This is a genomic window from Cedecea davisae (genome assembly GCF_044095835.1).
GTDB lineage: Bacteria > Pseudomonadota > Gammaproteobacteria > Enterobacterales > Enterobacteriaceae > Cedecea > Cedecea davisae.
On the sequence record NZ_CP172054.1, the window covers coordinates 1,790,498 to 1,808,826 of the forward strand.

Genomic DNA, 18,329 nt, shown 5'->3' on the forward strand with positions numbered 1-18,329 from the left:
CGGGTAACCTGCCTTGTAATCGAACCGGCTCGGGAGGCATGGGAACCAGTTTTTGGCGCGTAGAGACAACACGTATATTTACCACTTTAAGATAAAAGGGCGCGCGCTCAGGCCCGGAATAAAAGGTTTTTTTCCATCTTTTTTGGACGATAGATTGTCCGGCTTAATTAGCGAGGAATAGCTATAGTATGTGGCGTTAATAATTAACAACCAATTGATACTTTTAAGTAAGCCTGAACACGATTTGCCATAGCTTATGGCTAAAATCCGAGAGGTTTATTTCTTCATAACCCCCAAATAACCCCCCATTTCACCCACTATTCTGACGATTAAAACCCCTCCAGAAACGGATAATCATGCCGATAACTCAATTAACGCAGGGCTGTTTATCGTGAATTCACTGTATACCGCTGAAGGTGTAATGGATAAACACTCGCTGTGGCAGCGTTATGTACCGCTTGTGCGTCACGAAGCATTGCGCCTGCAGGTACGTCTGCCGGCGAGTGTAGAGCTTGACGATCTGCTACAGGCAGGCGGCATCGGGTTGTTGAATGCAGTCGAACGTTACGATGCCCTGCAGGGAACGGCATTTACTACCTACGCGGTGCAACGCATCCGTGGGGCGATGCTTGATGAATTGCGCAGCCGTGACTGGGTGCCGCGAAGCGTCAGGCGTAACGCCCGCGGCGTGGCACAGGCGATTGGTCAACTGGAGCAGGAGCTGGGGCGCAACGCTACCGAGACGGAAGTCGCGGAGCGGCTGGAGATCCCACTCGACGAGTATCGCCAGATGTTGCTCGACACAAACAATAGCCAACTCTTCTCTTATGACGAGTGGCGTGAAGAGCACGGCGATAGTATCGAACTGGTCACCGAGGAACATCAGCAGGCAAACCCGCTGCAGCAATTACTGGACAGTAATTTGCGCCAGCGCGTGATGGAAGCCATTGAAGCTTTACCGGAACGCGAACAACTGGTGCTGACGCTGTATTACCAGGAAGAGCTGAATCTTAAAGAGATTGGCGCGGTGCTTGACGTTGGTGAGTCGAGGGTGAGCCAGCTGCATAGCCAGGCGATTAAGCGCTTGCGCACCAAATTGGGTAAGTTGTAAGGAGTGCCGCACAATTATCTGACGACCTGGGAATTATCATGACGGTGCAGCAGTCAAAAAGACGGCCATTAAGCCGCTATCTCAAAGATTTCAAACACACCCAGACACATTGTGCACATTGCAGCAAGCTTCTTGACCGTATCACGCTGACGCGTAGCGGGGTCATTATTAATAAAGCCACCATTGCTCAACTGGATACCTTAATTGACGAGGCCACCTGGCTTATCGAGCAGAAGGAATGGGTTGCGCTGTGTCGTTTTTGTGGCGATTTGCACTGCAAAGAACAAAATAATTACTTCGATATTATCGGTTTCAAGCAATATCTCTTTGAGCAAACCGAAATGAGCCACGGGACGATACGTGAGTATGTGGTGCGCCTGCGTCGCCTTGGCAACCATTTAAGCGAGAATAAAGTCCCGCTTCCCGGCTCGCCGCAAGGGCTGCTGGATGAAACTCTGGATGCCTGGTTGCCGAGAACCAGCACCAATAACTACCGCATTGCATTGCGAAAGTATTGGCAATTTCAGGTGCAGGGGTATGCGATCCCGCGTCAGGAAATTAGCGCAACTTCCGATATATACTAAATTTGCATAAGTTGTAGCGGACTGGTTTTGATATATCCTAGGCCGGGCCGCTACACTACAAAAAATGTAAATTATCGGGGTAAACATGAAACTAGCAATGGCAGGGCGTCAGGCGCTGATGGGCGTACTGGCAGTGGCGCTGGTGGCTGGCGCCAGCGTAAAAACCTTCGCGGCAGAAAACCTTCTTAATAAAGTCAAAGAGCGCGGCACGCTGCTGGTTGGCCTGGAAGGCACCTATCCTCCGTTCAGCTTCCAGGGCGATGACGGCAAGCTCACCGGTTTTGAAGTCGAATTTGCCGAGCAGCTGGCTCAGCATCTTGGCGTTAAAGCGGCGCTGAAACCCACTAAATGGGACGGCATGCTGGCATCTTTAGACTCCAAACGTATCGACGTGGTCATTAACCAGGTCACTATCTCCGAAGAACGTAAGAAAAAATACGACTTCTCCACGCCTTATACCGTTTCCGGTATTCAGGCGCTGGTTAAAAAAGGCAATGAAGGCGGCATTAAAACCGCAGCTGACCTGAAAGGTAAAAAAGTGGGCGTCGGCCTCGGGACTAACTACGAGCAGTGGCTGCGTGAAAACGTGCCGGGCGTAGATATTCGTACCTACGACGATGACCCAACCAAATATCAGGATCTGCGCGTAGGCCGTATTGACGCTATTCTGGTTGACCGCCTTGCCGCGCTGGATCTTGTCAAGAAAACTAAAGATACGCTGGCGGTAGCGGGCGATGCATTCTCCCGTCAGGAATCAGGCGTTGCCGTGCGTAAAGGCAATGAAGATCTGCTGAAGGCCATCGATGCGGCTATCGCTGAGATGCAGAAAGACGGCTCTCTGGCGAAGCTTTCCGATAAGTGGTTTGGCGCTGACGTGACTAAATAGCGTTCGCTCACCGTAAAAAGGTGCTGATTTCAGCACCTTTTTTATTTACCGGGGCGGGGCAACGTGCTTGTCTGGTGCATAATGAAACTGGATATCGATATCGGCTCAGGAGGCCCTATGTCACTGCATCATTTAACGCGTTTTCCGCGTCTGGAATTTATCGGCGCGCCTACTCCGCTGGAATACCTGCCGCGCTTTTCTGATTATCTTGGCCGCGAAATCTATATTAAACGTGATGATGTTACGCCGATGGCTATGGGCGGCAATAAGCTGCGTAAGCTTGAGTTCCTTGCGGCTGACGCACTGCGCGAAGGTGCCGACACGCTGGTCACCGCGGGTGCTATTCAGTCGAACCATGTGCGCCAGACTGCGGCGGTAGCGGCTAAGCTGGGCTTAAACTGCGTGGCGCTGCTGGAAAACCCTATCGGCACCAGCGCGCCAAACTACCTGACTAACGGTAACCGTCTGCTGCTCGACTTGTTTAATGTTGAAGTTGAAATGTGTGAGGCGTTAAGCGCCCCGGACAAGCAGCTTGAAGAGATTGCCGTTCGCCTGGAAGCTCAGGGGTTCCGCCCTTATGTTATTCCGGTTGGCGGTTCTAACGCATTGGGTGCGCTGGGTTATGTTGAAAGCGCGCTGGAAATTGCTCAGCAGTGTGAGGACGCGGTTAATCTGTCCTCCGTAGTCGTGGCTTCCGGCAGCGCCGGTACTCATGCGGGCCTCGCGGTTGGCCTTGAGCAACTGATGCCGGACGTAGAGCTTATTGGCGTAACGGTTTCAAGAACCGTCGCGCAGCAGAAACCAAAGGTTATTGCCCTGCAGCAGGCGGTTGCCCAGTCTCTTGAGGTCAGCGCTACCAGCGACATCATCCTGTGGGACGACTATTTCGCGCCGGGTTACGGTACGCCGAACGATGAGGGTATGGAGGCGGTAAAACTGCTTGCCAGGCTGGAAGGGATCCTGCTCGATCCGGTTTATACCGGTAAGGCAATGGCCGGGCTTATCGACGGCGTGGCGCAAAAAAGATTTAAAGACCAGGGCCCGATAGTCTTTATTCATACCGGCGGCGCGCCCGCGTTGTTTGCCTATCATCCGCACCTGTAGAGGGCGGAGCAGGGCAAGACTTGATAATCAGGAACCATAATGCAAGAAAGTCTGCAACTGGTGCTGGACTCGGCACCTTATCTGCTCAAAGGGGCAGTTTTTACCCTGGAGCTGAGTATCGGCGGGATGTTCTTCGGCCTGATCCTCGGTTTTATGCTGGCGCTGATGCGCCTGTCTTCGTTTTTACCGTTCTCGCTGCTGTCGCGCTTTTATGTGTCGATTTTTCGCGGCACGCCGCTCATCGCCCAGCTGTTTATGATTTATTACGGGTTGCCGCAGTTTGGCATCGAGCTGGATCCTATTCCATCGGCGATGATTGGCCTGTCGTTAAATACCGCAGCTTATGCGTCAGAAACGCTGCGCGCGGCTATTTCGTCCATTGATAAAGGGCAGTGGGAAGCGGCTGCAAGTATCGGTATGACGCGCGGGCAGGCGTTGCGCAGGGCTATTTTACCCCAGTCCTTGCGCGTGGCGCTGCCGCCTCTCGGGAATAGCTTTATCAGCCTGGTGAAAGATACTTCGCTGGCGGCGACGATTCAGGTGCCGGAGCTGTTCCGCCAGGCGCAGCTGATTACCTCCCGCACCCTGGAAGTGTTTACTATGTATCTTGCCGCCTCGCTGGTTTATTGGGTGATGGCGACGGTGCTCTCCTCGCTGCAAAATTATTTCGAAAACCAGCTTAATCGCCAGGACAGGGAGCCGAAATGAGCGCCATCGATATCAAAAAACTGGTGAAAAAGTTCCACGGTGTGACCGTGCTGCACGGCATAGATCTCGAGGTGAAGCCGGGTGAAGTGGTGGCGATCATCGGCCCAAGCGGCTCCGGTAAGACCACGCTATTGCGCAGCATCAACCTGCTTGAGGAGCCGGAAAGCGGCACGATTCAGGTAGGCGATATTGTTATTGACGCCGCCCGGCCGTTGGCAAAACAGAAAGAGAAAATCCGCGAACTGCGCCAGCAGGTGGGTTTTGTATTCCAGAACTTCAATCTTTTCCCGCATCGCACGGTGCTGGAAAACATAATTGAAGGTCCGGTCATCGTTAAGGGTGAGCCGAAAGAGCAGGCGATTGCTATGGCCCGCGAGCTGCTGGTAAAAGTCGGCCTGAGCGGGAAAGAAACCAGCTATCCGCGCCGTTTATCCGGCGGGCAGCAGCAGCGTGTCGCCATTGCCCGCGCCCTGGCGATGCGCCCGGAAGTTATCCTGTTTGATGAACCAACCTCGGCGCTTGACCCTGAGCTGGTGGGAGAGGTGCTGAGCACTATTCGCCAGCTGGCGGAAGAGAAGCGCACCATGGTTATCGTCACCCATGAGATGAGCTTTGCCCGGGACGTTGCCGACCGGGCAATATTTATGGATCAGGGGAAGATTGTAGAGCAGGGGCCGGCAAAAGAACTTTTTGCCAACCCTCAGCAGCCCCGCACGCGGCAATTTCTGGATAAGTTTCTCGCTCGCTAAAAGGCCCGTGGCCCGGCGCGGGCCATTGCTTTACCAGCCGGGAGAACCAGATCCCAAAGCCACCGGCGCAGTAGCCCAGGCGAGAGGTGTACCGGCCAGCATCAGCGGGAATTTAAGGCGGCTTCCGCAGCCAAAGGCCGACCACTCCATCAGCGGCTGTAGATCCCGTTTATTTATTGCGGCAAGCGGCCGCTGTTCTCCGGCATCGTGGGCGAGCAGCAGGGCGGCGGTGCGGGCAAGGGAGAGCCGGGCGCTATAGCCCCGGTGCTGCTCTTGCCTTATTTTTAGCCCCCGAAGTACGGCGGCGGCCATCAGATAGCCGGTGGCGTGATCCAGCGCCTGAACCGGCAGCGGGTGAGGCCTGAGGGCATTTTGCCAGCGCTGGCCCGCTTCGGCGATTCCGCAGGCCATTTGCACCAGGCTGTCGAACCCTCGCCTGTTACGCCAGGGGCCGGTCCAGCCCCAGGCATTGAGCGAAACGTCAATCAGGCCCGGAGATATCGCCTGGCGGTTTTGTTCGTCAAAGCCCAGCGCTTCAAGGGCGTCCGAGCGGTATCCGTGCACCAGCACGTCGGCTTCACAAAGCAGGGCTTTAAATTGTTCGCGTCCCGCTGCGGATTTGAGATCAAGGCGGGCGCATTTTTTACCGAGAGTGACTTCCTCGGCAAGGGTGGGCTCTTCCCAGCCCGGTGGGTCGAGGCGTAAAACCGTTGCGCCAAGACCGGCAAGAAAACGAGTGGCCACCGGCCCGGCAATAATCCGGGTCAGATCGAGTACCTTTATGCCCGCCAGCGGGCGAGCAACGGGAAGAGGCATTTTTATACGTGGCGCTTCGTCGTGCAGGTTCTGCCAGAATAAGGGTTCTGTGGCCACGGTTTTACCGTGTGGGTGGCTAAGCCATTCATCGCGGCTGAGCATCGCGGCGGCGCAGCCACCGGCGTTAACCACAGCCTGTTCAAGCTCGTCTTTTTTCCAGCCAGCTACCTGCCGGGCGAGCGCGCTTTTGTTCTCGCTGATGCCGAGGATCTGTTCCATCGCTATGCGGTGGTGGGGCGCATTGGTGTGCAGCCTGATCCAGCCGTCTCGCGTTGCGTAATCTCCGGCGAATTCGTCCCACAGGGCAGCCGGCGCGCGGTTAATCGGCATATGGCTCGAGGAAAACCAAAATGAGGCTAGCCTCTGGTCCAGATACATCGGGGCATCGGGGCGTGATAACAAATCTCTCAGGGCTATCCCTGCGGCGGCGATGCTTGCCGTCGCCAGCCCGGTGACCGGGAAGCAGGAAGGTAATTCACCTTCTCCGCCAACGATAACGGGAAGCACAGGCGTCCTCAGCCCGAGGGCGTTTATCATTGCGGTAAGAAGAGGGGAAAACGCAGAGGTAACCATACTCAGCTCCAGTAAATTTTTCCTGACATTCGTTATAACCGAAGAATTGTGCGATCCAGACAATAAATATCATCAATAACTTTAATAAATGTGTTAGCGTATTACATTCTATTAATGAATTCATTTTTAGCGCCAGGAGACACGCCAGATATAATGCTGGATCGCGACTTTTTTAGCTGGCGACGGGATATGCTCGAGCAATTCCTGTCAATTACTCAAGCCAGCGAATTACAAACTTTAGTTCAACGACAAACTCAGCAGCTTGAGTTTGATTATTTTTCACTGTGTGTCCGGCACCCGGTGCCTTTTACCCGGCCTAAATTATCGCTGCAAAGTTCTTATCCGCAAAAATGGCTGGATTGTTATGTCAGCGAAAATTATTTCGCCGTCGATCCGGTGCTTAAACAGGCTAGCTTTATACGCGGGGAAATAATCTGGAGTGACACATTATTTGCCGATGCCAGAGACCTTTGGGACGCCGCACGCGACCACGGGCTGGCTTCTGGCCGATCGCTTTGCGTGATGGCGCCTAACCGCGCAGCAGGCTTCTTCTCCGTGTCACGGACGTCGATTCGCTCAGAGCTGATGCCGGATGATGAACTTGGATTGCGTCTTAATTACCTGGCGGAACTGAGTTTATCCACCATGGCTCGCCTGGAAGATCCGGCGCTGGAAATGCTGGAAATGAAGCTTAGCAAGCGCGAACGTGAGATTTTGCAATGGACGGGGGAAGGGAAAACCTCGGCGGAAATCGCTATTATTTTGTCTATTTCTGAGAATACGGTGAATTTCCACCAGAAGAATATGCAGAAGAAATTTAATGCCCCTAACAAAACGCAGATTGCGTGTTATGCGGCGGCGATGGGGATTATCTAAGCACAATACAGCAGTGTGCGTCAGGCGCTGACGGCTGGCGAAACGCTACTTGCCAGCCGCCCCCGGCTTATTGACGGTAAGCCTGTTTAATTTGCTTAACGGTATTAGTGAATACCTCAGCCTGAGTTTGGTCTTCCAGTTGAGCGATTTGCTTTTCCATTTTCAGGATAACTCGGCCCGCATCAGCCTGGCCCATAGCCTGAAGCATCAGGGTTAACAGCGTTTTCATACAGGCAACTTCTTGCGCCAGTTCGCTGGTGTTTTCGGCTGTGGAAAAATCAGGAGTGCTCATTTACTTTCCTCAATGCTTAGTTAGTTCGCTGCCATTATGCACAGTGATATTCATACGGCGGCGGAGTATAGCATAAGCTTTGGCAAAGTTATTCATGTTAAGGCAGGGGAAAGCGTTCAATGTTTATGGTAATAAACAATGAAGCGCTGTTGCTTATTAGCCGCACTCATTTTTATGGAAAAAACAAATTGTTTTACTGTCGTTTAACCAGTGTTAAATAAGGCAGGAGAATAAGAAGATTATTCTCCCTCGTGCCCAATTGGGATAATAAGCTGTGTTTTATTGTCGGGTAATAGGGTGTCGTCAGGGTGTGAAGAAAGTTGACGCATGCCACAGAAGTGCCATCGAAAGTAAAGATATATTCTCCGTGTGGTTAGCAAAATGTTGCTGGCTGCAATTTGGATTTTAATGTGGCCTGAAAAAAGCTAATATATGCCTCAATTAGCTATCAGCAGCGTTATCCCCTTCTGGAGAATAGTCCTTTGATCAACGTTCTTCTTGTTGATGACCACGAACTGGTGCGCGCAGGGATACGACGCATTCTTGAAGAGATTAAGGGCATCAAAGTCTCGGGTGAAGTGAACTGCGGCGAGGATGCCATCAAATGGTGCCGCAGCAATCCGGTCGATGTTGTCTTAATGGATATGAATATGCCGGGCATCGGCGGCCTGGAAGCCACCCGCAAAATTGCGCGTTACTCTTCAGATATCAAAGTTATCATGTTGACTATCCATACCGAAAACCCATTACCTGCCAAAGTGATGCAGGCGGGCGCGGCCGGTTATTTGAGTAAAGGAGCGGCGCCGCAGGACGTGGTGAACGCTATTCGCTCGGTTAATGCTGGGCAGCGCTACATCGCCTCCGACATCGCGCAGCAGATGGCCCTGAGCCAGATTGAGCCAGAGGCCGAATCCCCGTTTGCCAGTTTGTCTGAGCGTGAATTACAGATTATGCTGATGATAACCAAAGGCCAGAAGGTCAATGAGATCTCTGAGCAGCTTAATCTCAGCCCGAAAACGGTGAACAGCTACCGCTACAGGATGTTTAGTAAATTGAATATCAGCGGCGATGTGGAACTGACTCACCTTGCGATTCGCCACGGGCTATTCAACGCGGAGACGTTAATCAGTAGTGAGTGAAACCTTTGATTCCCGGGCTTTTCTTAAGACGGTAACCAGCAAGCCCGGCGTCTACCGTATGTACGATGCCGGCGGCACCGTTATCTACGTCGGCAAAGCCAAAGACCTGAAAAAACGTCTGTCGAGCTACTTCCGCACTAATCTGGCAAGCCGCAAAACCGAGGCGCTGGTGGCGCTGATCCAGCATATCGATGTGACCGTTACCCACACCGAAACCGAAGCGCTGCTGCTGGAGCACAACTACATCAAGCTCTACCAGCCGCGCTATAACGTGCTGCTGCGTGACGATAAGTCTTATCCCTTTATCTTCCTGAGCGGCGATAGCCACCCGCGACTTGCTATGCACCGTGGGGCAAAACACGCAAAGGGTGAGTATTTTGGCCCTTTCCCTAACGGCTACGCGGTGCGCGAGACGCTTGCGCTGCTGCAAAAAGTCTTCCCGATTCGTCAGTGTGAAAACAGCGTTTACCGCAACCGTTCGCGCCCGTGCCTTCAGTACCAAATTGGCCGCTGCCTCGGCCCTTGTGTGGCGGGCCTGGTCAGCGAAGAAGAGTACGCCCAGCAGGTTGATTACGTGCGCCTGTTCCTGGCCGGTAAAGACGACCAGGTGTTGACGCAGTTGATAGGCCGAATGGAGCAGGCAAGCCAGAATCTGGCTTTCGAAGAGGCCGCAAGGATCCGCGATCAGATCCAGGCCGTGCGGCGCATTACCGAGAAACAGTTTGTTTCGAATACCGGTGACGATCTCGATGTTATCGGCGTATCGTTCGATGCGGGGATGGCCTGTGTTCATGTCCTGTTTATCCGCCAGGGAAAAGTGCTGGGGAGCCGCAGCTACTTCCCGAAGGTTCCGGCCGGAACCGAACTCAACGAAGTGGTGGAAACCTTTGTCGGGCAGTTCTATTTGCAGGGCAGCCAGATGCGAACCTTGCCGGGCGAGATCCTGCTCGACTTCGCCCTGGCTGATAAATCGCTGCTGGCGGATTCTCTGAGTGAATTAGCCGGGCGCAAAGTGAACGTGCAGACGAAACCGCGCGGCGACCGCGCCCGTTACCTGAAGCTGGCTCGTACCAACGCAGCAACGGCATTGGTGACGAAACTGTCCCAGCAGTCCACCATTCATCAGCGCCTGAAAGCGCTGGCGGAAGTGCTGAAGCTGCCGGAAGTGAAGCGGATGGAGTGTTTCGATATCAGCCATACGATGGGCGAGCAAACCGTTGCCTCCTGCGTGGTGTTCGATACCAACGGACCGCTGCGTTCGGAATACCGGCGCTACAATATCACCGGCATTACGCCGGGAGATGACTATGCGGCGATGAATCAGGTACTGCGCCGTCGCTACGGTAAAGCCATCGAGGAAAGTAAAATCCCGGATGTGATTTTGATCGACGGCGGGAAAGGGCAGCTGGGGCAGGCGAAGGCGGTATTTGCCGAGCTGGACGTGCCATGGGACAAGCATCATCCTTTATTGCTCGGTGTAGCAAAAGGCAGCGACCGCAAGGCCGGGCTGGAGACGCTGTTCCTTGAGCCGGAAGGTGAGGGCTTCGCTCTGCCGCCGGATTCACCGGCGCTGCACGTTATTCAACATATCCGCGATGACTCGCACGACCATGCTATCTCCGGGCACCGTAAAAAACGCGCCAAAGTGAAAAGTACCAGTTCGCTGGAGACTATCGAGGGCATTGGGCCTAAGCGCCGCCAGACCCTGCTAAAGTATATGGGCGGATTGCAACCGTTAATCAATGCATCGATAGAGGAAATAGCAAAAGTGCCGGGGATCTCGCAGGCATTGGCAGAAAAGATCTACTACTCGTTGAAACATTAGGGCCTCTGTAGCAACATAGAGACAATTTCCACTTATGACAGATAGTTAACCGGCACTATGCGATTCAATATCCCAACACTGCTCACGCTGTTTCGTGTCATCCTTATCCCATTCTTTGTGCTGGCATTTTATCTGCCGTTCACCTGGGCCCCTTTCCTCTGCGCCTTTATCTTCTGGCTGGCGGCGATTACCGACTGGTTTGACGGTTTCCTGGCGCGGCGCTGGAACCAGAGCACCCGCTTTGGCGCGTTCCTCGACCCGGTGGCGGATAAAGTCATGGTTGTGGTGGCCCTGGTGCTGGTGGCTGAGCACTATCATGCCTGGTGGGTGACCCTGCCTGCGGCAACGATGATCGCCCGCGAGATTATTATCTCCGCGCTGCGTGAATGGATGGCTGAAATCGGCAAACGTAGCCGGGTTGCCGTCTCATGGATAGGTAAAACGAAAACCATGGCGCAGATGCTGGCGCTGATCGGTATGCTGTGGCATCCGAACATGTGGATCGAGTACACCGGGATCGCGCTTTTCTTCATCGCGGCGGTGCTAACTTTCTGGTCAATGTTCCAATATCTTGCTGCCGCACGCGGCGATTTGCTCGAACCGTGATCTATCCGGCGCAAAATTCAGCAAACGATTCGCGGTGTTAGAAAATTTCATTGACTCATTGCGTCAGGTAAGTAGAATGCATCGCATCGAACGGCAGCACGGCTTGCCGGATGATAACAAAATCAAGTGATTAGCTTAACGGCCACCAACAGTCACTTGTACAAATTGCGGGAATAGCTCAGTTGGTAGAGCACGACCTTGCCAAGGTCGGGGTCGCGAGTTCGAGTCTCGTTTCCCGCTCCAGATTTAAGTAATAGATATTTGTCTGTTACAGCCTGCAAAGGCAAGAGATTTTGGCGCGTTAGCAAAGCGGTTATGTAGCGGATTGCAAATCCGTCTAGTCCGGTTCGACTCCGGAACGCGCCTCCAATTTTCCCCGAGCCCGGATGGTGAAATCGGTAGACACAAGGGATTTAAAATCCCTCGGCTTATGGCTGTGCGGGTTCAAGTCCCGCTCCGGGTACCATGGGAATATAAAGAATAAAATCAATGATAAGCAGTGTCGTGTAAACCACCTTCGGGTGGTTTTTTATTGCCTGCAGAATGATGAAAATCCATTTTCCTAACATCCTTCCTAACATCTTTTTCAATAATTCGAATAGGTAATCACTTATTCTGCCCGCCTACAACAGGGACAATCTGCACTTTACGATCATATCTTGCTGTCTGCGTGAGTGTCTTGTGACCAGACAGTAGAGCGCTGGGGCTGGGCTGCTAAGGAAGGAACGCAGGTGGATTGGTCGCCGATAACGGGCGGATTAAGGGGCATGCTGCCGTCGGAGAGTAAATCCTGCCAGCATTTTTAGGATTATACTGTTTCTATATGCTGAGGAATCCGAAAGCCGCCCGCTTCAATTGAAGGGGAAAAATGGTTTGTGTATTATCCTCGCCTCGGTTCTTTATATAAGTTAATTAGATCGTTCGACTTAAAATTGTCCAGTTACTGGCTCTGGGCCAGTAAGTGTTACCAACCGCCACTAGCTCATCAGAAAGAGCGACAACCACGGTGTTGTAGTACGAGGTTCGAGGCCCCGGTGGCGGACCAAACTAAGACGATTTAGCTCATCAGGTATAGCAACTGATTTGTAATCAGTCGGTCACCAATTCGACTCCGGTAGTCGGTACCAGAAATGCGGCCATCGTATAATGGCAATTACCTTAGCCTTCCAAGCTGATGATGTGGGTTCGATTCCCACTGGCCGCTCCAAAATAGCTTTTCAGTCTGCGAAGAAGGGGGGCCCCGGAGTGACTGGAAAGCACAAAAGAAAGAAGCACCTGGATTTGATAAGCACCGTTCATCCCTTGGTGAGGACTTAATGCGCCCCTCTGATGTGAACAATTGTTGGTGGGAGCAGTTTAGGGTTTCAGTAAGGGCACCAACTATTTAAAAGGAGTTTGATATGTTCTCGTTTTCCAGGACAACCCCAGGAGCTCGCAATTATGCTGTTGCACTCTGGGCTGGTTTTTTGGGTGGTAATCTCTCTAGCTTTGTTAAGTGGGGAACTGAGAATCCTCTACCACCACGCACAGCAGACCGAGCCATACCTCCAGCCGAAATGCTTCAAGACATTGGTTTAAACGTTAATGAGATGGTCTATACCTACTCCGGGCATATTGTTAACTGGGGTGTTGCGGGTGTTCATCACTTGTTTTCAATTGTTTTCGCGATGTTCTATTGTGCGGTTGCTGAGGTGTTTCCTGCAATCAAGCTTTGGCAAGGGGCTGCTTTCGCGATACTGGTAACTATAGGATTCCATGGTGTGCTGCTACCTGTTTTCCACTGGGCCCCTCCTTTATGGCAACTACCTTTCAATGAGATTTTTTCAGAGACGATAGGGCATATTCTTTGGATGTGGGCGATTGAGATAGTACGAAGAGATATAAGAAATCGCATCACGAAAAAGCCAGATCCAGAATTCCAATAAAGTAATAAACGATCGCTTTCATAGCAGGAATGCTACTCATGGGAAAATCCGAATCTGTTATCCCTATAACCGATCAGGATTTAACCATGAGTAGGTTAGAAAAAGCATCGCATGTGCTATTGAACAGCTCGGGATAGTAGCGGTAGATCTGAGTGTCCAGATTGATCATGTCCATTTATTGCCTGCGATTTAGCTAACGCTTTTCCTCGATCCATTCCGCCGCTGGCCTCCCGCAAATAAAAAAGGGAGCGCCGAAAATCACGCTCCCCTTTATTAGTTGGATCTCTCAATAACTGCTGACGATAAACAGCCCGGCAGCGGCCAGCACGTTAATGGATAGCAGCAGCTTGACCGGCGCTCTGCGCTCAACCAGCAGGTAGCTGAGAGTGCCCAGCACGACAGAGGTGACGAGTGCGGCGACCATCAAGATGCCGGTTATCTGCTTTTCAAAGAAATAGGTAGCGCCGACAATGACCGGCCAGTGCCACAAATAGAGTGAATAAGAGATAAGCCCCAGCGGGGAGAGCGTGGCCAGCAACCTGTTTGCCGGAGCGTTCGGCAGCGCCAGGATCAGAGCCGCAGCCAGGCCGGGCAGTAAAGACCAGGCCGAAGGGCTGGCAAAGGCGTTGTTATACAGCAGGGCGCAGGCGACGATAGCCGCAGTCGCCATACAGTAAAACAGCGAGTTTAGTTTCGAAGACAAGCGAGAGAGCGGTAGCCAGGCAACAATGCCGCCGAGGGCAAACTGCCAGAGTCGGTCTACCAGACCGTAATATCCCATGCTCCAGCTGGACTGCGAGACGGCAAAAGAGATGACCGCGATAGCGATTAGCGTGCCCCAGCGCCTTCCTGCCATACCCAGCAGCAGGATAAGCAGGTAGAACTGCATTTCCAGCGACAGAGACCAGGTGTGCAGGAACGGATAGGCGAGCGACTGCCCGGCAAAATAGCCGACGTTCTGATGAGCCCAAAAATTAGATAAATAAAAGAGGGCGGACATGCCGTTGGAGGCAACATCAGCTCTGTCTCTCGGCAATAGCCACCACAGCATTAGGGCTGAGACCGTTATCACCATGCATAACAGTGCTGGTAATAGGCGTTGTATACGCCTGACCATGAATTTAATCGGGGCGAAAGGCTGCTGCATAAGCGCCATCTTGCTCATGTAATAGCCCGAGATGACGCAAAAAACATCTACCCCAACAAAACCGCCTGAAATCCATCCGGCATGGAAAAACATCACCAGCAGCACGGCCAGCCCGCGCAGCCCGTCAATATCGTTTCGACGTTGAGTAATCAGCTTTTACTCCCGTTCCCGCTTAGTAGCGGCAAAGTCGCGTCCACAATCCCTGCGCCCCAGGCTTTGTAGCTTTTAGGCGTCAGGTGAAGGCCATCTACGGTTTCAACCGCTTTATTTTGCATAAACGACGTGCTGTCGATGTAGGTGCAGGGCTGAACGTGGGATGACAGGAAACCGGTGATGCGTTTGGTGGTTTCTTCGGTTTTACCGTAGCGTGGGTTAAACGTGCCCCATGTCGGCCCCACCCACAGGCATTTTGTTTTGGCTCCGGCCAGCGTGGCTACGGATTTCACCTGGTTTTCAATCCACTCGGCAGGGAAAGGGTCTGCGGTGTAGCTGCCAATGGTGTCGCCGTAGATAAACATCACCGCCGTCGGCTGCCATTTATCAATCAGGCTGGCGACGTCCGGGAAGGGAAATGTGGCGGCAGAAGGGTCGGCTATCGGGCCGGTGCCGTTTCTGACTACGCCGCCGCAGCCGGTGTCTTTCGGGCCTTTTACCCAACCCGCCGGGCTTGAAGAACAAACGCCATAGGTAACAACTTTTGCCCCCATGCTTTCATAGGCTTCGGGTAAAACAGAAAGCAGAGAATCCTTAAATGCGACATGACTGTCGCCCAAAATAAGCAACGTGACGCCGGCAAGTAATGTATTCACGTTTTAAAACTCCCAGAGATGAATCAATAAATTACTAACATTACGTGACAGTAACGTTATTAATTACCAGATAGCGCAAGGTTTTTATGGAGTGACTTTGTACTTAAGGTTGGCATTATCTCACCGCAATTATGCTGTGGCAAAAGCAAATTCCCCAGGCGCGCCTTTCCCATTATATTTTTGTGCCTACTGCCTGTTTTTTATTCTCTAATTGCAAGTGTTTCTGCTTACAGGAATAAATGTCATTCTACAATTAACACTAAACTTCATTCTGGTTACGGCGGTAAGCTTTTGGTGATTGCTGCTGGCGATGACCAGGTTATTCCTGCCGGAATCTCGCAAAAGCTGTATGCTTCGGCCCCGGTGCAGATAAATAAAGCCCTGCTAATGGACTGTTTATCGCCGGAGTGAAAGCACGGCAATCATTTAGGCCCCGGAGCGGGTAGAATACATCTCATTTTATTAAAAAGAGCTACGCAGAGGAGCCAGCATTATGACCCAGGGACCGTTAAACGAAGACGAAATTGTATGGCTTGACGATGTGCTGATGAAGTACGGGACCACCCATTCCGTCATCGATGTGGCCGAACTGGACGGGCTGCTGACGGCCATCCTGTCCGGCCCGAAAGTGACCGAGCCAGCAACCGTGCTGAGAGCAGTATGGGGAGGCGATGCCGAGCCAGAGTGGGAAAATGCCGACGAGTTAACCCGTTTTAACGTGCTGGTATTCCAGCATATGAACGATATTGCCGAGCGTCTTGCCGGGTATCCCGAGCAGTTTGAGCCGCTGTTTGGCACCGACGAAGTGGATGGGCGTGAAATTACCATCGTTGAGGAGTGGTGCTACGGCTATATGCGCGGCGTTGCTCTGGAACAGTGGCCTGCGCTCCCGGCAGCGCTGCAACCTGCGCTTGAAGCCATCGCTTTACATGGTCTTGAAGAGAATCTGGAGAAGTTTGACACGCTGTCGCCGGAGGCATTCTGGGCGAGTATCGAAGCGATTAAACCGGCTGCATTGGAACTGTACGGCTACTGGCACAGCCAGCGCGACGGCGGGGCGTTACACTAAGATAAAACATCAGCAGGCCGCAGTGGCCTGCTGAGTAACAGCGACAATTAAGCCTGGGTGTCCAGGGTTGCCAGCTCTTTGTCGATGAAGTACAGGCCTTCACCGCTTTTGCCCACCAGGCTGAGTTTATCCAGTACGGATTTAAACAGCTTCTCTTCTTCATGCTGCTCGGCAACATACCACTGCAGGAAATTAAAGGTTGGGTAATCCTGGGAGATCATCGCTGAGTGGGTCAGCTCATTAATCTGACGAGTAATTAACTGCTCGTGTTCGTAAGTCGCTTTAAATAACTCATCAAGAGAGGCGTACTCTAAATATGGAGACGCAATGGCGTTAATGCGCGGCATATTTCCGGTGTCGCTTAAATATGCGAACAGGCGCTGCATATGTTCCATCTCTTCCTGTGCATGGCGACGCAGGAACGCGGCCGCTCCCTCAAAGCTGTGATAACTGCACCAGGCGCTCATCTGCTGGTAGAGCAGCGAGGAGTAGAGTTCGAGGTTCATCTGCTCGTTCAGTTTTTCGATCATTTCCGTCTTCAGCATCACAGGCTCCATAAATTGTGGGGGGCGTTAATGGCGCTACTTTAATTATTTATTTTTACGAATGCAAAGGAATTGTTAATTATATTAGTGTAATGAGAATGGTTGTTACTATTATTTTATTTGTGAAGAAATGAATTAATAATGAGAATTAATCGTGTTTCGTTTTTACTGTTTATTTGCTCTGAAATTTTATTTTCTCTGCAATATTTAACGTTAAAAAAAGTAACCATGCTAAGTGTAAGTCTATGCTGTCATTGGGAAAACTTATGGTTAAATATTCTTATGGCCACCATTTACCTCGCGCGGAGGCTGTGGCTAAATACCTTTCTTTCAAAATTAGACTGCACATGAATATCCTTCATTTTCTACTCGCACTTTTTGTCATTATGGGACTGGCGTGGCTGGTGAGCTTCGATCGTAAGACCATTCGCATCCGCTATTTGTTACAACTTGTCGTTATTGAAGGCCTGCTGGCTTTCTTCTTCCTGCACTCCGACAGCGGCCTGTGGGTGATTAACGGCGTATCCGGCTTCTTTGGGCACCTTCTGACCTTTGCCGGGCAGGGGAGTGACTTTGTGTTCGGCGGTATGAGCAAGGCCGGGCTGGCGTTTATCTTCCTCGGCGTGCTGTGCCCGATTATCTTCATCTCCGCCCTTATCGGGATTTTGCAGCACTTCCGCATTCTGCCGATTATTATCCGCATTGTGGGCACGCTGCTTTCTAAAGTTAACGGTCTCGGCAAGCTGGAGTCGTTTAACGCCGTCAGCTCGCTTATCCTGGGCCAGTCGGAAAACTTCATTGCGTATAAAGGCGTGCTTGGGGATCTCAGCTCCCGCCGTCTGTTCACCATGGCGGCTACGGCGATGTCCACCGTTTCGCTGTCTATTGTCGGCGCGTACATGACGATGCTGGAGCCGAAGTATGTTGTGGCGGCGCTGATCCTCAATATGTTCAGCACCTTCATTATTGTGTCGATAATTAACCCGACAAGCCCGGGCGATGAACCCGAAATCAAGCTTGAGAAACTGCACGAATCGCAGAGTTTCTTTGAGATGCTGGGGGAGTACATCCTCGCCGGTTTCAAAGTAGCGATGATAATTCTGGCGATGCTGATTGGTTTTATTGCCCTGATTAGCGCCATCAACGCGCTGTTCGCGACGGTGTTCGGTCTGAGCTTCCAGCAGATCCTCGGCTACGTGTTTTACCCGTTTGCCTGGCTGGTAGGCATTCCAGCGCCGGATGCTTTGAAAGCCGCCGGTATTATGGCAACCAAGCTGGTGGCGAATGAATTTGTGGCGATGATTGAGCTGCAAAAAATCATGGCGACGCTGACGCCGCGCGGTCTGGGGATCTTATCTGTATTCCTGGTGTCGTTTGCCAACTTTGCGTCAATCGGCATCGTAGCCGGGGCAATTAAAGGCCTGAATGAAAAGCAGGGCAACGTTGTTTCTCGCTTTGGCCTGCGCCTTGTTTATGGCGCGACGCTTGTCAGCCTGCTGTCTGCGGCATTTGCCGGGCTGGTGCTGTAAATAAAAAACGGCGGGGAAACCCGCCGTTTGTTTAAC

General features: G+C 52.2%; 19 protein-coding genes, 4 tRNA genes and 1 pseudogene. 18 read left to right on the forward strand and 6 right to left on the reverse strand.

The features are described 5' to 3' along the window. Nucleotides 1-391: 391 nt before the first annotated feature. The 6 genes from fliA to tcyN all read left to right on the forward strand — a co-directional run bounded on the left by fliA (nt 392) and on the right by tcyN (nt 5,142). Nucleotides 392-1,111 carry an RNA polymerase sigma factor FliA gene (gene fliA, locus ACG1VR_RS08860; protein ID WP_039898361.1) on the forward strand — a complete coding sequence of 240 codons (720 nt, stop codon included), beginning with the start codon at nt 392-394 and terminating at the stop codon, nt 1,109-1,111. Nucleotides 1,112-1,149: 38 nt separating this feature from the next. Next, nucleotides 1,150-1,695, forward strand: coding sequence for a flagella biosynthesis regulatory protein FliZ (gene fliZ / locus ACG1VR_RS08865; protein WP_016537024.1), 546 nt, complete (start codon nt 1,150-1,152; stop codon nt 1,693-1,695). A gap of 85 nt (nt 1,696-1,780) precedes the next feature. Beyond that, the gene (tcyJ, locus tag ACG1VR_RS08870; RefSeq protein WP_172569612.1) at nt 1,781-2,581 is read left to right on the forward strand and encodes a cystine ABC transporter substrate-binding protein; all 801 of its coding nucleotides are present in this window, start codon (nt 1,781-1,783) and stop codon (nt 2,579-2,581) included. A gap of 117 nt (nt 2,582-2,698) precedes the next feature. Further along, entirely contained in the window at nt 2,699-3,685 is a 987-nt protein-coding gene (gene dcyD / locus ACG1VR_RS08875; RefSeq protein WP_172569613.1) for a D-cysteine desulfhydrase, read from the forward strand. A 39-nt stretch (nt 3,686-3,724) separates the two neighbouring features. Continuing rightward, the gene (tcyL, locus tag ACG1VR_RS08880; RefSeq protein ID WP_016537021.1) at nt 3,725-4,393 is read left to right on the forward strand and encodes a cystine ABC transporter permease; all 669 of its coding nucleotides are present in this window, start codon (nt 3,725-3,727) and stop codon (nt 4,391-4,393) included. Then, nucleotides 4,390-5,142 (forward strand): L-cystine ABC transporter ATP-binding protein TcyN, encoded by a 753-nt coding sequence (tcyN, locus tag ACG1VR_RS08885; RefSeq protein ID WP_395490736.1) that lies wholly within the window; start codon nt 4,390-4,392, stop codon nt 5,140-5,142. The genes tcyL and tcyN overlap by 4 nt, the downstream gene beginning before the upstream one ends. Nucleotides 5,143-5,172: 30 nt before the next feature. On the opposite strand, the gene ACG1VR_RS08890 is transcribed toward tcyN, so the two are convergent. Then, on the reverse strand, nt 5,173-6,531 hold the full coding sequence (locus tag ACG1VR_RS08890) for a CoA transferase (protein ID WP_395490737.1): 1,359 nt from the start codon (nt 6,529-6,531) through the stop codon (nt 5,173-5,175). Between the two features lie 153 nt (nt 6,532-6,684). On the opposite strand from ACG1VR_RS08890, the gene sdiA reads away from it, so the two are divergent. Further along, nucleotides 6,685-7,407: a transcriptional regulator SdiA gene (gene sdiA / locus ACG1VR_RS08895; RefSeq protein WP_016537018.1), complete on the forward strand. Its 723-nt coding sequence runs from the start codon at nt 6,685-6,687 to the stop codon at nt 7,405-7,407. A gap of 67 nt (nt 7,408-7,474) precedes the next feature. On the opposite strand, the gene ACG1VR_RS08900 is transcribed toward sdiA, so the two are convergent. Next, the gene (locus ACG1VR_RS08900; RefSeq protein ID WP_016537017.1) at nt 7,475-7,699 is read right to left on the reverse strand and encodes a DUF2594 family protein; all 225 of its coding nucleotides are present in this window, start codon (nt 7,697-7,699) and stop codon (nt 7,475-7,477) included. Between the two features lie 482 nt (nt 7,700-8,181). On the opposite strand from ACG1VR_RS08900, the gene uvrY reads away from it, so the two are divergent. The 6 genes from uvrY to ACG1VR_RS08930 all read left to right on the forward strand — a co-directional run bounded on the left by uvrY (nt 8,182) and on the right by ACG1VR_RS08930 (nt 11,735). Beyond that, nucleotides 8,182-8,838, forward strand: coding sequence for a UvrY/SirA/GacA family response regulator transcription factor (gene uvrY, locus ACG1VR_RS08905; protein WP_016537015.1), 657 nt, complete (start codon nt 8,182-8,184; stop codon nt 8,836-8,838). Beyond that, nucleotides 8,831-10,663: an excinuclease ABC subunit UvrC gene (uvrC, locus tag ACG1VR_RS08910; RefSeq protein WP_016537014.1), complete on the forward strand. Its 1,833-nt coding sequence runs from the start codon at nt 8,831-8,833 to the stop codon at nt 10,661-10,663. Before uvrY ends, uvrC begins: the two co-directional genes overlap by 8 nt. A 57-nt stretch (nt 10,664-10,720) precedes the next feature. Further along, a complete protein-coding gene (pgsA, locus tag ACG1VR_RS08915; RefSeq protein ID WP_172569616.1) occupies nt 10,721-11,269 on the forward strand; it encodes a CDP-diacylglycerol--glycerol-3-phosphate 3-phosphatidyltransferase in 549 nt (182 codons plus the stop codon). A gap of 167 nt (nt 11,270-11,436) precedes the next feature. Next, a tRNA-Gly gene (locus ACG1VR_RS08920) sits at nt 11,437-11,512 on the forward strand. Between the two features lie 52 nt (nt 11,513-11,564). Continuing rightward, nucleotides 11,565-11,638 (forward strand) — tRNA-Cys (locus ACG1VR_RS08925). An 11-nt stretch (nt 11,639-11,649) separates the two neighbouring features. Next, nucleotides 11,650-11,735, forward strand: a tRNA-Leu gene (locus ACG1VR_RS08930). A gap of 140 nt (nt 11,736-11,875) precedes the next feature. Here ACG1VR_RS08930 and ACG1VR_RS08935 read toward each other — a convergent pair. Further along, nucleotides 11,876-11,962: pseudogene (locus tag ACG1VR_RS08935) on the reverse strand (integrase); the annotation flags it as partial. A 38-nt stretch (nt 11,963-12,000) separates the two neighbouring features. Between ACG1VR_RS08935 and ACG1VR_RS08940 the strand changes: the two are divergent. From ACG1VR_RS08940 to ACG1VR_RS08950, 3 genes are all read left to right on the forward strand, one after another. Further along, nucleotides 12,001-12,075, forward strand: coding sequence for a hypothetical protein (locus ACG1VR_RS08940; protein ID WP_395491077.1), 75 nt, complete (start codon nt 12,001-12,003; stop codon nt 12,073-12,075). Nucleotides 12,076-12,401: 326 nt separating this feature from the next. Then, nucleotides 12,402-12,476 (forward strand) — tRNA-Gly (locus ACG1VR_RS08945). 193 nt (nt 12,477-12,669) lie between these two features. Beyond that, the gene (locus ACG1VR_RS08950) at nt 12,670-13,194 is read left to right on the forward strand and encodes a YagU family protein (protein ID WP_395490738.1); all 525 of its coding nucleotides are present in this window, start codon (nt 12,670-12,672) and stop codon (nt 13,192-13,194) included. Between the two features lie 286 nt (nt 13,195-13,480). Here ACG1VR_RS08950 and ACG1VR_RS08955 read toward each other — a convergent pair whose 3' ends face one another. After that, a complete protein-coding gene (locus tag ACG1VR_RS08955; RefSeq protein WP_395491078.1) occupies nt 13,481-14,434 on the reverse strand; it encodes an acyltransferase family protein in 954 nt (317 codons plus the stop codon). Between the two features lie 56 nt (nt 14,435-14,490). Beyond that, on the reverse strand, nt 14,491-15,150 hold the full coding sequence (locus ACG1VR_RS08960) for an SGNH/GDSL hydrolase family protein (protein ID WP_395490739.1): 660 nt from the start codon (nt 15,148-15,150) through the stop codon (nt 14,491-14,493). Between the two features lie 493 nt (nt 15,151-15,643). Here ACG1VR_RS08960 and ACG1VR_RS08965 point away from each other — a divergent pair, with 493 nt between their 5' ends. Beyond that, entirely contained in the window at nt 15,644-16,219 is a 576-nt protein-coding gene (locus ACG1VR_RS08965; protein ID WP_016537010.1) for a YecA family protein, read from the forward strand. A 47-nt stretch (nt 16,220-16,266) separates the two neighbouring features. On the opposite strand, the gene ftnA is transcribed toward ACG1VR_RS08965, so the two are convergent. Further along, a complete protein-coding gene (gene ftnA / locus ACG1VR_RS08970; protein ID WP_039898356.1) occupies nt 16,267-16,764 on the reverse strand; it encodes a non-heme ferritin in 498 nt (165 codons plus the stop codon). Between the two features lie 347 nt (nt 16,765-17,111). Between ftnA and ACG1VR_RS08975 the strand changes: the two genes are divergently transcribed. Beyond that, on the forward strand, nt 17,112-18,293 hold the full coding sequence (locus ACG1VR_RS08975; RefSeq protein WP_039899342.1) for a NupC/NupG family nucleoside CNT transporter: 1,182 nt from the start codon (nt 17,112-17,114) through the stop codon (nt 18,291-18,293). Nucleotides 18,294-18,329 lie beyond the last annotated feature (36 nt).

Bases quoted from the DNA above. Each gene is read 5' to 3' on its own strand.
- pgsA (WP_172569616.1), top strand. From the start codon at position 10,721: ATGCGATTCAATATCCCAACACTGCTCACGCTGTTTCGTGTCATCCTT.
- ftnA (WP_039898356.1), bottom strand. From the start codon at position 16,764: ATGCTGAAGACGGAAATGATCGAAAAACTGAACGAGCAGATGAACCTC.
- tcyL (WP_016537021.1), top strand. From the start codon at position 3,725: ATGCAAGAAAGTCTGCAACTGGTGCTGGACTCGGCACCTTATCTGCTC.
- ACG1VR_RS08955 (WP_395491078.1), bottom strand. From the start codon at position 14,434: ATGTTTTTCCATGCCGGATGGATTTCAGGCGGTTTTGTTGGGGTAGAT.
- fliZ (WP_016537024.1), top strand. From the start codon at position 1,150: ATGACGGTGCAGCAGTCAAAAAGACGGCCATTAAGCCGCTATCTCAAA.
- ACG1VR_RS08965 (WP_016537010.1), top strand. From the start codon at position 15,644: ATGACCCAGGGACCGTTAAACGAAGACGAAATTGTATGGCTTGACGAT.
- sdiA (WP_016537018.1), top strand. From the start codon at position 6,685: ATGCTGGATCGCGACTTTTTTAGCTGGCGACGGGATATGCTCGAGCAA.
- tcyJ (WP_172569612.1), top strand. From the start codon at position 1,781: ATGAAACTAGCAATGGCAGGGCGTCAGGCGCTGATGGGCGTACTGGCA.
- tcyN (WP_395490736.1), top strand. From the start codon at position 4,390: ATGAGCGCCATCGATATCAAAAAACTGGTGAAAAAGTTCCACGGTGTG.
- ACG1VR_RS08890 (WP_395490737.1), bottom strand. From the start codon at position 6,531: ATGGTTACCTCTGCGTTTTCCCCTCTTCTTACCGCAATGATAAACGCC.
- ACG1VR_RS08900 (WP_016537017.1), bottom strand. From the start codon at position 7,699: ATGAGCACTCCTGATTTTTCCACAGCCGAAAACACCAGCGAACTGGCG.
- dcyD (WP_172569613.1), top strand. From the start codon at position 2,699: ATGTCACTGCATCATTTAACGCGTTTTCCGCGTCTGGAATTTATCGGC.
- ACG1VR_RS08975 (WP_039899342.1), top strand. From the start codon at position 17,112: ATGAATATCCTTCATTTTCTACTCGCACTTTTTGTCATTATGGGACTG.
- ACG1VR_RS08950 (WP_395490738.1), top strand. From the start codon at position 12,670: ATGTTCTCGTTTTCCAGGACAACCCCAGGAGCTCGCAATTATGCTGTT.